This is a genomic window from Halomonas sp. SpR1 (genome assembly GCF_031010175.1).
GTDB lineage: Bacteria > Pseudomonadota > Gammaproteobacteria > Pseudomonadales > Halomonadaceae > Vreelandella.
On sequence record NZ_JAUAMB010000034.1, the window covers coordinates 17,887 to 31,851 of the forward strand.

Here is a 13,965-nt window from a genome sequence, read left to right on the forward strand (position 1 = left end):
ATTGCTCAAATGTTGAGCAGGAGGTGAATGCTTGAATTTACTTGAAGACTCCTGGCTACCGTTCCTGCTGAAAAACGGAGAGGTAAAGTACCGACCGCCCTCAGCAATGGCTGATCCTGACGTAATCAATCTGGCCCTGCCGCGTGCGGACTTTCAAGGAGCTGCCTACCAGTTCCTGATCGGCCTACTACAAACAGCAATACCACCGAAAACTCACGACGACTGGCTTGATTTGTTAATGGAGCCCCCCAGTGTTGATGCGTTGGATAAAGCGTTTGCGCCTTTCAGTAGTGCTTTTGAGCTGGACGGCGATGGCCCTCGCTTTATGCAGGACATTGACCTGCTGGAGGATGTAAAAAACGCCACGGTCAGCGGTTTATTAATTGATGCCCCCGGCGCTAACGGCATCAAAAATAATACCGACTTTTTCGTCAAGCGCGGCCGTGTTGAGGTGATGTGTGACGCCTGCGCGGCCATAGCGCTATACATCATGCAGATTAACGCACCTGCGGGCGGTGCCGGTATCCGCGTGGGCCTGCGCGGCGGTGGCCCTCTGACCACGCTGGTGATGCCGGAGTCATCAGATGCCAGCCTGTGGGAGCGCCTATGGCTAAACGTCATTACGCAGAAAGAAACCATTCAGAAAGGGCAGCAATGGTCGACGCCGCATCCAGAAGAACCTTCGCTATTTTTCTGGATGGCCAATACTCGGGTAAGTGATAAAAAAGGCACCGAGGTGCTGCCTGAAGACACCCATCCACTACATGCTTACTGGTCAATGCCGCGCCGGTTCCGGCTGCTATTTGAAGAAGCCGATGAATGCCCGTGTGATATTTGTGGACGAAAAACGCAGCGGGTAGTGCGCGAATTACGCGCTAAAAAGCAGGGGGCAAACTACGATGGCCCATGGCTACACCCGCTGACACCCTACCGACGTGATCCCAAAAAGCCCAATGAATTGCCGCTTTCCAGTAAAGGTCAACCGGGTGGGCTTGGCTACCGGCACTGGTCAGGCTTTGTACTGAACGATGAAGACAACAGTGGCGCCATTGCGGCGGTAGTGCTGAAAAGTTACATCGAAAAACAAGTGGTGGTAAGGGATGCGCGCCGTTTCGATTCAGACATTCCAGAGCTGCTGAGAGAGGCGCGGCTATGGGTGTTTGGCTACGACATGGACAAGATGAAGCCCCGAGGTTGGTACAGCGTGGAAATGCCCCTGGTGGAAATTCCACCAGGCCAGCAGGAAAGACTTCGCGTATGGGTTCAACAACTGACCGACCTTTCGCGCAACATTGCGTGGATGGTACGCACTCAAGTGAAAAATGCTTGGTTCTCGCGGCCATCGGATGCCAAGGGTGATATGAGCGCCATTGATAACCAATTTTACGATGTAACCCAGCCTGAATTTTTTAAAGCGTTGTCAGCCCTTCAGCAGGTGCTGCAACAAGACTCGCCGCCTCCGCATATTCCTTCTGACATCTCTGAGCGTTGGTACTTCGCCCTTAAGCGTGAAGCCATGCGCGTATTCGAAGAACTGGCCCTAAGCGGTGCCCAGGAAAACATGGATCTTGAACGTGCCACTGCTGCTCATAGGCAGCTGCAAAGCTTTCTTGGTGGCAAGAGTAAGGGTAGCAAAGTGGTGAGCGATTTTATCCAACAGGGTGATTTTGACCCTTCCGCGCGGGCCAAGCGTAACGCGGCCTCTGCTGCATCCACGACAGGAGACGCCTGATGAGTGATGTGTTAACGGCGGAAACAACCGAAAAAGAAGATATTTTGACCGAGGCGGAGAAAAAAGCGCTCGTCGCTTTGAAACGGGATGAAGCCGCCGCCCTACGTTGTTGGTGGCAGCGGCTGACGTTACCGCCACAGGCTTTGAAAGCATTAACCCCTCAGCCACCACTGCCCCGTGGTGTACGAGCGGTACTGCGCCGCTGTGATAGCGCTGAAGCAGCAATGCTGACCCAAGGTTTTCGCGAGCTCTGGGCGATGCTGCCGGAAATGACGAAACAAACGGATTATCGCGATGAAAAGCTGCAGGTGTGGTCATGCATCGCGCTAATAGCAGCGGAGTTGCGCGAAGAAAAGAAGGGCGCATCGTTAGCCTTACGCCTTGGCCAGCAAAAAGAGCAAACCGGTAAACCGCTGATGAGTGAACTGCGCTTTCAACAACTTCTTTCCTGCCGTACGCCCGAAGAGTTTATCCAGCGCTTACGCCGCGCGTTGGCGCTTGCAGATAAGCGGGAGGTCAGTGTCGTACTGCTGGCGAGTGTTATCTCACTTTGGTGGCGCGAGCATCGTGGACGTTTATCTGCCAAGCCTACCCAACGGCTTGGTTTTGTCTTAGCGAACGACTATTTCGCGGCAACGTCTCGCTATAGCCATCGCAGCGACTGATTTTTACGACTGATTACTACCCTTTTAAGTTTCATACTTACCTCACTAGCGGAGTTATCCATGAGCCATTTTATTCAACTGCACCTGCTGACCTCTTATCCGCCCGCCAACCTGAACCGCGATGATTTAGGCCGCCCCAAGACCGCCTTGATGGGTGGGGCTAAACGCTTACGAGTTTCGTCACAAAGCCTTAAGCGCACTTGGCGTACCTCTGCGCTCTTTGAAGAAGCACTGGCGGGGCATGTGGGCACCCGCACCAAGCGACTGGGCAAAGAGGCTTATGATCAGCTGTTAGAGAAAGGCGTTGATCAAAAAATGGCAGGGGCTTACGCTGAAAAAATTGCCGGTGTGTTTGGCAAGCTGCGAAAAGTAGAAAAAGGCGAAGCTAAAGAGTTTGAGATAGAGCAGCTCGTCCATGTGGGCCTGGAAGAACGCCAAGCCATCAGCGATTTAGTGGAGACACTGGCGGCAGAAAAGCGTGAGCCAAACGATGGTGAATTAAAGCTCTTGCGCCACAAACCTGCCGCCGCCGATGTGGCGTTGTTTGGTCGTATGTTAGCTGCCGTGCCAGAGTACAACGTCGATGCTGCCTGCCAGGTTGCCCATGCGATTACCGTGCACGCTGCCGAAGTGGAAGATGATTACTTTACTGCTGTCGATGACTTAAACAGCGGTGATGAAGACCGGGGGGCCGCGCATATTGGCGAATCTGGCTATGGTGCCGGGCTGTTCTATATCTATATTTGCATTGACCGCCAGCAGCTTGTTGAGAACCTGCAGGGCAACAGTGAGCTAGCCGACCAGGCAATTGCTGCATTGGTGGAAGCTGCGGCTAAAACGTCACCCAAAGGCAAGCAAAATAGCTTTGGCTCTCGTGCCCATGCGAGCTACGTGCTGGCTGAAAAAGGCAACCAGCAGCCGCGCTCACTCTCCACCGCTTATCTGCGTCCGATCTCGGGGCAAGATCAAGCACTCGATGCTATTAAGCGTATTGAAGAGCAAGCTAACGCGTTTGATAGCGCCTATGACGCAGGCGCTGACAGTCGCTTCGTCACCAGCGCCGAGACCGGCTATGAAGAACCGCAGCTAAAAGGCAATGTTAAAAAAGGCAGCCTTACAGAACTGATCGCTTTCTTAAAAGCCGACCAGTAAGGAGGCCGCATGACCGACTATCTTATTTTTCGGCTCTATGCGCCGCTTGCCAGTTGGGGGGAAGCCGCCGTTGGTGAAACGCGCCCTACCGCTACTTACCCCGGCAAAGGGGCTGTTTTGGGGTTGCTTGGGGCCGCACTAGGTATTCGTCGCGACGACGATGAAGGCCAAGCGCAACTGCGTGAAAGCATTGCCATGGGCGTCAAACAGCACACCCCCGGTATGCTGATGCGCGACTACCACACGGTGCAGATGCCAGCCGCTCAGTCAAAAGTGAGCTATCACACGCGCAAAGAAGAGTTAAGCGCGCCGCGTGATGCGCTGAAAACGATCCTTTCCAGCCGAGACTATCGCTGTGATGGCCTATGGACAGTAGCCGTATGGCTAACGCCTGCGGCAACCCTGACACTTCCCGAGCTTGAGCAAGCGCTGAAAACGCCCTATTACCCGCTATATTTAGGGCGAAAATCCTGCCCGCCCGCTGCGCCACTGGCGCCTCAATTGCGGCAGTGCCACACGCTTAAAGAGGCGCTTGATGTGGCGTTCCCTAAGCTGGCGGTTAACTGCCAAGAAGACAGAAAGGCCCTGCGTTTTCCCGATGAAGCGCTATACGCCTGGGAAGGGGAAGCCAGTAGGTTAGATGGCAATGGCCAAGAGGCAGAGTACAACGATGTATGGGATTTTCCGCTCAATCGCCGCCGCTGGCAGTTTGGCCCTCGGTTAGAGTTTCGCCGGGCCATAGCAGCAGAGGAGGCGTGCTAATGTATCTCTCACGCGTACGTATTGACCTGAACGGGCTTTCTCGAGAAAAACTGTTTGATGTGATGAACGCCGAAGCTTATACGGCCCATCAGCTTTTATGGCAGCTATTTCCCGACTACGAAGGGCCTAGGCCATTTATTTTCCGGCAAGAGCTGGAAGAAACCGAAGAAGTTAAAGGCCCCAAAGGGCTACCGCTATTTTACGTTCTTTCAGATCGCAAACCCTTGTCAGTGCCAGGCTTGCTGTCCGCAGAGAGCAAACCCTACGCACCAGAGCTCAAAGTGGGCGAGACACTGGCATTCCGCCTACGCGCTAACCCCACGATGGCGGTTCCCGTGCCAGGGCAACGCGGGCAGCGCGCCGATGTGTTAATGGCAGCCAAAAAACCATTCCCGCCAGGGCAGCGCACTAGCCAAGCCTGTGTTGATGCGATGAATGAAAAGGCCCGTGAGTGGCTCGAAAGTCGTTCTGAAGCATGGGGCTTTAGCTTGCCGGTTACGCCAGAGCTGGGTGCCTACCGCCAGCATGTGTTGAATAAAGGGAGCGGCAAGCCGGTTCAGTTCTCAACAGTGGATTACGAGGGCCTGCTGGAAGTCACAAACCCAGGGAAGCTGATCGAAAGCATGGCCCATGGTATTGGGCGGGCCAAGGCTTTCGGCGGTGGTTTGCTACTACTGCGCCGGCCTTAGGAGATCAACATGGGCTTTATTCCACTAAAGCCCATCCCCGAAAAAGACCGGATGTCGATGATCTTTATCGGGATGGGGCAGATAGATGTGCGCGACGGTGCTTTCGTTGTCATTGATGAAGTGAATGGCGAGCGCATGCATATCCCGGTGGGCTCGGTGGCTTGTCTGCTGCTTGAACCAGGTACACGGGTTTCACATGCTGCTATTAAGCTCGCCGCTACGGTAGGTACGCTACTGATTTGGGTAGGGGATGCTGGCGTACGGCTCTATAGCGCTGGCCAACCGGGTGGCGCGAGGTCAGATAAATTACTCTATCAAGCGCAGCTGGCGCTGGATGAAAAATTGCGCCTAAAAGTGGTACGCAAAATGTTTGAGCTGCGTTTTGGCGAGGAGCCGCCCTCGCGCCGAAGCATTGAGCAACTGCGTGGTATGGAAGGCGCGAGAGTGCGGAAAACCTACCAACTGTTAGCCAAACAGTATGGCGTTAAATGGAACGGGCGACGTTATGATCCCAAACAGTGGGAGGCGTCTGATGTTGCAAATCAGTGCTTGTCTGCCGCCACTGCTTGTCTTTATGGCATCACCGAAGCAGCTATTTTAGCAGCAGGTTATGCCCCCGCGATTGGTTATCTGCATACCGGCAAGCCGCTAAGTTTTGTTTACGATATTGCCGATATCGTGAAGTTTGAAACCGTAGTGCCTGCGGCTTTTCGAGTGGCGGCGCGCAACCCACCCATGCCGGAACGCGAAGTTCGTATTGCCTGCCGTGATGCATTCAAGCAATCCCGCATACTTCAGCGCTTAATCCCCATGATTGAAGATGTGCTGGCCGCTGGCGATATACAGCCCCCACCGCCAGCACCCGATGCGGTGCCACCTGCTATTCCAGAACCCCCTTCGGTTGGCGATGCCGGGCATAGGAGCGGATAAATGGCGATGCTCGTAGTGATTACAGAAGCTGTACCTCCTCGCCTACGTGGCAGGTTAGCGGTGTGGCTATTAGAGATTAGAGCCGGTGTTTACGTTGGCGATGTAAGTAGGCGCATTCGCGAAATGATCTGGGAGCAGGTCGAAGCCCTAGCAGAAGATGGCAACGTGGCAATGGCCTGGGCCAGCAATCATGAATCCGGCTTTGAATTCCAAACCTATGGCGAAAATCGCCGGGAACCGGTCGATCATGACGGGTTACGTTTGGTGCGCTTTTTGCCGCCACAAGTTAACTAACTGATTTAACTGGATCTTTAATAATTTAATGTGGTTAAAAAGTAAGCAAAATAGCTGGTAGAATTTTTATCTGCTATTTTCTTCTTGTAGATCAATTATCTACAACAAGTCCGATCCCCGCACGGGCGGGGATGAACCGGGCAGGCGGTAGTTGCTAAGTAGCGTCGCCCACCGATCCCCGCACGGGCGGGGATGAACCGAAATGACCGCTATGATAGAATCGGGTCAAATTCCGATCCCCGCACGGGCGGGGATGAACCGATCAACCGCACATAGGAAACCGAGTAATGTTCCCGATCCCCGCACGGGCGGGGATGAACCGATATGGCACGGCATAAAGTAACGCTTCACCCACCGATCCCCGCACGGGCGGGGATGAACCGCATGTTTTTGAATTGCTGAAATTAATCGAGAACCGATCCCCGCACGGGCGGGGATGAACCGTGCCGACTACCGCCGATGGTGGCCGTTACCAGCCGATCCCCGCACGGGCGGGGATGAACCGCTCGTTGATATTGAGGTTTAGGCGCTCAAAGACCGATCCCCGCACGGGCGGGGATGAACCGCTATAATTGTTTCTTGGAGTGCAAGCGAAGATCCGATCCCCGCACGGGCGGGGATGAACCGTCATCTTTAATCTGTTCCATTAACGTATCACCCCGATCCCCGCACGGGCGGGGATGAACCGGGAAATACCATGGCCAACGGCAGCCGCCATTCCCGATCCCCGCACGGGCGGGGATGAACCGAATTTGTAAAAAATCTTTGCACATTCTTAAATCCGATCCCCGCACGGGCGGGGATGAACCGTTAATAAAAAAAGCCACGAGCAAAGAGGATGTCCGATCCCCGCACGGGCGGGGATGAACCGTGCAATATCCGCCAACTTGTGGTTAAGCAAGGCCGATCCCCGCACGGGCGGGGATGAACCGCGTTCCTGTTTAGTGCTAGACTTTGCAGGTAACCGATCCCCGCACGGGCGGGGATGAACCGGTTTGCACCCTGGTAACGTCAAAGCTGAATATCCGATCCCCGCACGGGCGGGGATGAACCGACGAAGGGTTAACCCGCAACGAGCGCCGAATTCCGATCCCCGCACGGGCGGGGATGAACCGGTGCTTAACCAGAACTCAATACCTTATTACAACCGATCCCCGCACGGGCGGGGATGAACCGGCGGGCTATCGTCAGCTGCCCTAGCGAGTGCGCCGATCCCCGCACGGGCGGGGATGAACCGCCTATCGTGGTCGCCTTCACCGGTGATATGCACCGATCCCCGCACGGGCGGGGATGAACCGTGGTGCAGCAAGCCCAGGTCGCTCAGCAAGCACCGATCCCCGCACGGGCGGGGATGAACCGCCTCAGCATGGATATCTATGAACGCAAAGAAACCCGATCCCCGCACGGGCGGGGATGAACCGCATTGCCAGGTGGCCAACCAGTAAGTCGAAGTCCGATCCCCGCACGGGCGGGGATGAACCGTGGTAGCCGTCGCAATAGCAGGTGTATTTTCGCCGATCCCCGCACGGGCGGGGATGAACCGTTTATGGGTGCGGGAAATGCTAATTAGAATCCCCGATCCCCGCACGGGCGGGGATGAACCGGGCAATGAAAGCGCCGACCTCTACAAACTGGTCCGATCCCCGCACGGGCGGGGATGAACCGTCACCAACGACTATCCCGACCAACCGCTAACCCCGATCCCCGCACGGGCGGGGATGAACCGCCCCTAGGACAACCAGCGCGCCAGCGCTGGGCCCGATCCCCGCACGGGCGGGGATGAACCGGCATTACCACCACCCAGGTAGTAATTGAGAAACCGATCCCCGCACGGGCGGGGATGAACCGGCTGTAGTCATTAAATTCTACAGGGCTTATACCCGATCCCCGCACGGGCGGGGATGAACCGAACTTGCCGGGGTGGTCGTAGGGCATGCGGCCCCGATCCCCGCACGGGCGGGGATGAACCGGTGATAGCGATGCCAATACCACTACTTGAACGCCGATCCCCGCACGGGCGGGGATGAACCGCACCCAAACGACTACACCCGGCGCATCCGCTGCCCGATCCCCGCACGGGCGGGGATGAACCGTTATTGGCAGCGCATCGGTGAAAACAACGGTACCGATCCCCGCACGGGCGGGGATGAACCGACTATCAATTTTTTCATAAATCCCCCTGTTTTCCGATCCCCGCACGGGCGGGGATGAACCGCGCAAACGCTCAGACACCCGCGACCTGTTCGCCCGATCCCCGCACGGGCGGGGATGAACCGTGAGGATCGACGAAGCGGCGCTACACAAAAATCCGATCCCCGCACGGGCGGGGATGAACCGGCGACGCCGCCCAGCCCCTGGGCAACGCCGACCCGATCCCCGCACGGGCGGGGATGAACCGCGAGCCGGTTGTCACCTTTGCCATGATTGACGCCGATCCCCGCACGGGCGGGGATGAACCGTGGACATTTACAGGCAATCAATTATGGGCAACCCCGATCCCCGCACGGGCGGGGATGAACCGGGCGCGATGCAGCCCACCAGCGCGCCGCCGATCCGATCCCCGCACGGGCGGGGATGAACCGGGCAAATTGGGAACTGTTAGACTGACATATTCCCCGATCCCCGCACGGGCGGGGATGAACCGGCCATTTGACGTTCAAATTGCTCGGCAGCTGACCGATCCCCGCACGGGCGGGGATGAACCGTCGTCTACTACGTCCTTAACCGCGCCGGAAAGCCGATCCCCGCACGGGCGGGGATGAACCGCCTGATCGAGGTGTTTAGCTATGCGCAAATATCCGATCCCCGCACGGGCGGGGATGAACCGGAGGCAGCTGGTTATGAGCTACACCGCCCAGCCCGATCCCCGCACGGGCGGGGATGAACCGTCGGGCAAAGAGATCTCAGTCAGTAACGACATCCGATCCCCGCACGGGCGGGGATGAACCGCCAGGCGAACGCAGAAGCGGCAATAGTAGCAGCCGATCCCCGCACGGGCGGGGATGAACCGCCGAGGCAGCAGAAGCCGAGCCGGATCTGTTCCCGATCCCCGCACGGGCGGGGATGAACCGCGGTTTAGACTCACCTGCGATGTCGTCTTCTGCCGATCCCCGCACGGGCGGGGATGAACCGTATTGACAGCAACCGGCTGTGCGTTGCGTGCTCCGATCCCCGCACGGGCGGGGATGAACCGTCGGCGACAGTAAATTGCAGCTGCAGGAAGCCCCGATCCCCGCACGGGCGGGGATGAACCGGAAAAGGGAAGGGCTAAGCCATGGCCGACAATCCGATCCCCGCACGGGCGGGGATGAACCGCAGCCATAACAAACAGCCCGGCGATGCCATCCCCGATCCCCGCACGGGCGGGGATGAACCGAGCCCTATGGCAGCAAGTGGCCCCATGGGAAGCCGATCCCCGCACGGGCGGGGATGAACCGATGTATAAGGATATAACGCAGGAATGCCGAAGCCGATCCCCGCACGGGCGGGGATGAACCGTAAAGAAGATAAAGCTAAAATTGAAGAACAGGCCGATCCCCGCACGGGCGGGGATGAACCGCCATTTAGTTTAAAAGCACCGCAAACAATAGCCCGATCCCCGCACGGGCGGGGATGAACCGGCGTCTTCTAGCTCGTCTCGCGTGGCTTTAGCCCGATCCCCGCACGGGCGGGGATGAACCGAACGTCGGCGAAGTTGTCATGCCTAAGGGTAACCGATCCCCGCACGGGCGGGGATGAACCGCGTGGGTTCTGGCACAGCATCGCGGCACGGCGCCGATCCCCGCACGAGCGGGGATGAACCGGATATACAAAAGGATACGGTCACCAAGGTTATCCGATCCCCGCTTAAGTGGAGATAAACCGTTCAAAGTGGCGAAAAAAAGCCTCATTTAGACTGTCATGGTTAGTCTAAGTAATGTGCCCCTGGCACCGCTGCGCGGTGCTTTCGCGGGTGCGCCTGAGGCTTACCACGCGCTACTCGGAATGTGCATAACTGGTAATAATTAGCAAGTGAGCGCTGCCGCCCAGACAGTTGTGGCTAGATTTAAGATATGTGCCCTTGGCACCGCTGCGCGGTGCTTTCGCGGGTGCGCCTGAGGCTTACCACGCGCTACTCGGAATGTGCATAACTGGTAATAATTGGCAAGTGAGCGCTGCCGCCCAGACAATTGTGGCTAGATTTAAGATATGTGCCCTTGGCACCGCTGCACGGTGCTTTCGCGGGTGCGCCTGAGGCTTACCACGCGCTACTCGGAATGTGCATAACTGGTAATAGTTGGCAAGTGAGCTTTGCCGCTCAAGCACTTAGGAAAGGTGTGGGAGTTCGAGTCTACCCATCCTCAGGGTGTTTCAGCCGAGGCCGTTTTAAAGCTGGCTTTAAGGTGTGTGCCCGTGGCATCGCTGCGCTGACGCTACTCAAAGTGTTGCTTGGTTGTTTAGCTTTGCGCGAAAAAGCCACCGTGTTGGTGGCTTGTCTGGTGAGTTTAGAAAACGCTAAGCCTTAATCTTCTTTTGGGGGTGTTTCCATCGCGCGTTTATCATCGGGTACTCGGACGATGTGGCCGACTTCCAGCTTGTGGTGGCTTTGGTGGCGGCCACCTTTGGTATCGATAATAGCGGCGACTTCGCCAATGCTAACAGCGTCGTCTTCTCGGTAGGCTTGTACTTTGATGCGCACCATGGCGCCCTGGTAACGGGCGGAAATAATGTCACCAGGGTCGGGTTGGCTGCTGTGATCCGGATCCTTTTTAAAGTGCTCCGCTACGCTGGCGCTGCCGGGTGCGTCCCATTCGATATGCTGATGCATCGCTACCTTCCTTGTTTAAATCAGAGTGTTTTTGAAGAGTATTGCTTTAGTGTAGTGCCTTTAACAGAGTCATGTGTTTTGATCCTCCACCGCGCTGTTAATCTCCAACGCTGGGCTGTTTTCCTGCCCCACGTACTGAAATAGAAAGTTAAGTGCTGCCGGTAGGCTGGCCCGCCATACGCGCCAGGTGTGGCCGCCGGGGTAGAGATCAAGTCGTACATCGTTGGGCTGGATGCGCTCCATGGCTTGGCGCAGGATGCGGGCGTGAAATTCCGCATCATAAACATCGCTACGCCCGGCGCTGATATACAGCGGCACGGGGGAAAGGTCTCCCTCTGCTTCGGTGCCGCGGGGTGTCACGCGCAGGCGATACTCTTCCAAATAGGCGGTGTAGTTAAGGGCTTGCCACAGCTCGCGATCAAACTGGCCCTGCTCATTGCGAAACGCGGGGTGGCGCCAGGCGGAGGAGTTACGCGGCGGCAGGGGAGCGTAGCTGGCGGGGCTTAACGCGGCGACCGCGGCAAACAGTTCAGGCCGCTCCAGGGCGAAGTTGAGTGCCCCGTAACCGCCGGCGGAATAGCCCGCCACGCCACGCAGGTGGCGTTCTTGTCCCACACGATAGGTCGTTTCCACGTGAGGCATTAGGTCGTTAAAAAACGCGCTACGGGCAGGTTCGTTGTGGCCATCCACCCACCAACTGCGACTGCCGGGCATAATGAAAACCGCCGGAGGAATATGTCCTGCGCTAATTAACCTATCCGCCACCTGCTGCAAGTTGCCGCGAGAAACCCAGTCACGGTCAGTGTTAAAAGAGCCGTGCAGCATATAGACAACGGGATAGGCGTCTGTCGCTTGGGCGTCATAATTGTCGGGTAAATAAACACTATAGGGGTAGTCGTAACCGAGCGTGGGCGAGAAAAACTGATGGTGCTCAACCTCGCTGGCTAAGCTATGACCACTGAACGTCAGCCAGCCGATAAATGCAGTGAGTAGGGCGTTAAGTCGGTACGGCAGTAGCGGTGGCTTGGGGATGAACACGTTTCCTCCGGGAATTAAAACTGTTCAATAGGGTCGGACAGCGTGAAGGCCCTCATTGTTCATCATAGCCATATAAGACAGTCAGTTAGCATCGTCATTCATTATCGCCATGCTAAATACCAGGGTAGGAGTAGGTAGCGGCGGGAGGCCCAATGCGGAAAATTGAAGAGATCTACTGGTTACGTGCTTACGGCTGTATGGCCGTTTTTTTGTTTCATTTATTAGATCACGTCAATCAACGCCTCAATAACGTTGCTACCGATTTGATGCGCATCCCGTTGGTTTTGGGCACGCCGATCTTCCTGTTTATTGCTGTCTTCGTGTTTGCCGTTCGTTACGACAAAGCTGTTCCGGAAGGCTTTCTAGCCCAGCGCGTGAAGTATGTGATGGTGCCGTATTTTGTGTATGGCTTTATTTATTCGACGGCTGAATGGGTAAGGTTGCAGGCATCAGACGAGCCGGTAAGCTTCGTGGACAACGCTATTGAGTATTATATTTATGCGGGCTGGCATGGCTATTTTTTGATCATTGCAATGCAGTTTTATGTCGCCTATTGGTTATTTACCCGCTGGCAGCTATGGCGCTTGAACCCGGTGCCGTGGCTATGGGGCGCTTGTATAATCAGCATGGGGTATTGGGGGTTAGCTTACTGGTTTGATGTTGACCTGCCCGGCTACCTGCTGTGGATCGCTCCGCTGGGGTGGATCTATGTATTTTTTCTGGCCCTGGTATTGGTGCGCTACTACCCGCTGGCCCCTGAGAGCGTGCTGATGACACGGCCTGCCTGGATGCAGCAAATGGCACGCCCGCTGTGGTTGGCGCTACTGGTGGCGCTGATTATTGCTGCGACCTTCGCTGGCTGGCTGGCGTTCTCTTCCAAAGAGGTGTGGGTCATTCCTTTTTTCGTGCTATTTACGCTGTGTGCCATGCGCTACTTGGCTAGCCGGCCTGCGCCTTTGTGGGTGCGCCACGTCAATGCATATTCGTTCGGCATTTACTTGGCTCATCCCATGTTCTTTGTGCTCACCGATCTGGCTGTCGAGCCGTTATCGTTGCCAATTGGCGTCTATGCGCTGTTGCTTATGGTGGTCGGGGTGGTGGGATCAGTAGGGCTTAATAAGCTGGCGAATACTACCACCTCAGGCGCGATGCTATTCGGCAAGCAGTTGAAGGTAAGCCAGTAAAGATAAGCCAATTAGGGATAGAGCATTAAGGCAAGCACTAGTGGGGCGTGGCAGAGAGCGTATTAGGGGTGTGGCGTGGCGGCCGCATCGGGGTTAGGCATCAAAGGGTCGTCTGGTTCATCCATTTGGCTAAGCAAGTGCCCGCTGTAGGTTTTCAAGCGGGTAGGGCAGGCGTGTAAACGCTGCAGAAAATCGTTTATCGCGCTGTGATCGTCAAGCTCAGGGTCAAACCCGCCCAAGCGCTCTAGCCAGGCGCGTCTAACGGCAATATAGGGCGGAAAGATCAAAGCACTTGCTAATAAGCGCCGCAGGATGCGTTCCGACAGCGTTGGCCGGGTGAGGCCGATGATCAAGGCGTCAAGGGTGTAAGTGTTGAGCTGAGGATAGAGTGCGCCCCAAAGGTCGGCAGATAGCGGCTTTTTCTGCAGTGCAATGATGAGCCACTCCGCTTGACTGACAAACGCAGCTTTATTGAGGCGGGCCCCCAGTGGCCGCGCTGGCGTAATCAGCGAGTGCGTGTGGTAGCGCTGCTCAATAGCGCTGAGGCGCTCCTGGGCTTGAGTGGCCGTTACCAAAATGGGCAGCAAGTGGTCGGCCACACCGGACTCACGTATGGATCTTAAGTGGCGTGGCAACATCTCACCCGTCACCATGGCATCAACAATAAAGCAGACCGATCCCATTTGCCGACTCCATTTGTGAGCAAATCTAT

11 protein-coding genes and 1 CRISPR repeat array are annotated in these 13,965 nt (G+C 56.3%); of the genes, 8 read left to right on the forward strand and 3 right to left on the reverse strand.

Features of this window, described 5'->3' with window-relative positions:
- The first annotated feature begins 31 nt into the window (after positions 1-31).
- The 7 genes from casA to cas2e are packed head-to-tail and all read left to right on the forward strand — an operon-like array spanning position 32 to position 6,224.
- Positions 32-1,732: a type I-E CRISPR-associated protein Cse1/CasA gene (casA, locus tag QT231_RS19195; RefSeq protein WP_308338434.1), complete on the forward strand. Its 1,701-nt coding sequence runs from the start codon at positions 32-34 to the stop codon at positions 1,730-1,732.
- Entirely contained in the window at positions 1,732-2,397 is a 666-nt protein-coding gene (gene casB / locus QT231_RS19200; RefSeq protein WP_308338435.1) for a type I-E CRISPR-associated protein Cse2/CasB, read from the forward strand. The genes casA and casB overlap by 1 nt, the downstream gene beginning before the upstream one ends.
- Positions 2,398-2,457: 60 nt before the next feature.
- On the forward strand, positions 2,458-3,549 hold the full coding sequence (gene cas7e / locus QT231_RS19205; RefSeq protein WP_308338436.1) for a type I-E CRISPR-associated protein Cas7/Cse4/CasC: 1,092 nt from the start codon (positions 2,458-2,460) through the stop codon (positions 3,547-3,549).
- A 9-nt stretch (positions 3,550-3,558) separates the two neighbouring features.
- On the forward strand, positions 3,559-4,311 hold the full coding sequence (gene cas5e / locus QT231_RS19210; RefSeq protein WP_308338437.1) for a type I-E CRISPR-associated protein Cas5/CasD: 753 nt from the start codon (positions 3,559-3,561) through the stop codon (positions 4,309-4,311).
- Positions 4,311-5,000 (forward strand): type I-E CRISPR-associated protein Cas6/Cse3/CasE, encoded by a 690-nt coding sequence (gene cas6e / locus QT231_RS19215; protein WP_308338438.1) that lies wholly within the window; start codon positions 4,311-4,313, stop codon positions 4,998-5,000. The genes cas5e and cas6e overlap by 1 nt, the downstream gene beginning before the upstream one ends.
- Positions 5,001-5,009: 9 nt before the next feature.
- Entirely contained in the window at positions 5,010-5,930 is a 921-nt protein-coding gene (gene cas1e / locus QT231_RS19220; protein WP_035564115.1) for a type I-E CRISPR-associated endonuclease Cas1e, read from the forward strand.
- Complete coding sequence (gene cas2e, locus QT231_RS19225; RefSeq protein ID WP_035564117.1) at positions 5,931-6,224, forward strand: type I-E CRISPR-associated endoribonuclease Cas2e; 294 nt, start codon at positions 5,931-5,933, stop codon at positions 6,222-6,224.
- A 110-nt stretch (positions 6,225-6,334) separates the two neighbouring features.
- A CRISPR array of direct repeats spans positions 6,335-10,088; the repeat unit is 29 nt; unit sequence CCGATCCCCGCACGGGCGGGGATGAACCG.
- 637 nt (positions 10,089-10,725) lie between these two features.
- On the opposite strand, the gene QT231_RS19230 is transcribed toward cas2e, so the two are convergent.
- Together QT231_RS19230 and QT231_RS19235 are read right to left on the reverse strand one after the other, a co-directional pair.
- Positions 10,726-11,031 carry a hypothetical protein gene (locus QT231_RS19230; protein WP_308338439.1) on the reverse strand — a complete coding sequence of 102 codons (306 nt, stop codon included), beginning with the start codon at positions 11,029-11,031 and terminating at the stop codon, positions 10,726-10,728.
- A gap of 69 nt (positions 11,032-11,100) precedes the next feature.
- Positions 11,101-12,069 (reverse strand): alpha/beta hydrolase-fold protein, encoded by a 969-nt coding sequence (locus QT231_RS19235; RefSeq protein ID WP_308338440.1) that lies wholly within the window; start codon positions 12,067-12,069, stop codon positions 11,101-11,103.
- A 152-nt stretch (positions 12,070-12,221) separates the two neighbouring features.
- On the opposite strand from QT231_RS19235, the gene QT231_RS19240 reads away from it, so the two are divergent.
- A complete protein-coding gene (locus QT231_RS19240; RefSeq protein WP_308338441.1) occupies positions 12,222-13,253 on the forward strand; it encodes an acyltransferase family protein in 1,032 nt (343 codons plus the stop codon).
- 62 nt (positions 13,254-13,315) lie between these two features.
- On the opposite strand, the gene QT231_RS19245 is transcribed toward QT231_RS19240, so the two are convergent.
- Positions 13,316-13,936 carry a hypothetical protein gene (locus tag QT231_RS19245; protein ID WP_308338442.1) on the reverse strand — a complete coding sequence of 207 codons (621 nt, stop codon included), beginning with the start codon at positions 13,934-13,936 and terminating at the stop codon, positions 13,316-13,318.
- Positions 13,937-13,965 lie beyond the last annotated feature (29 nt).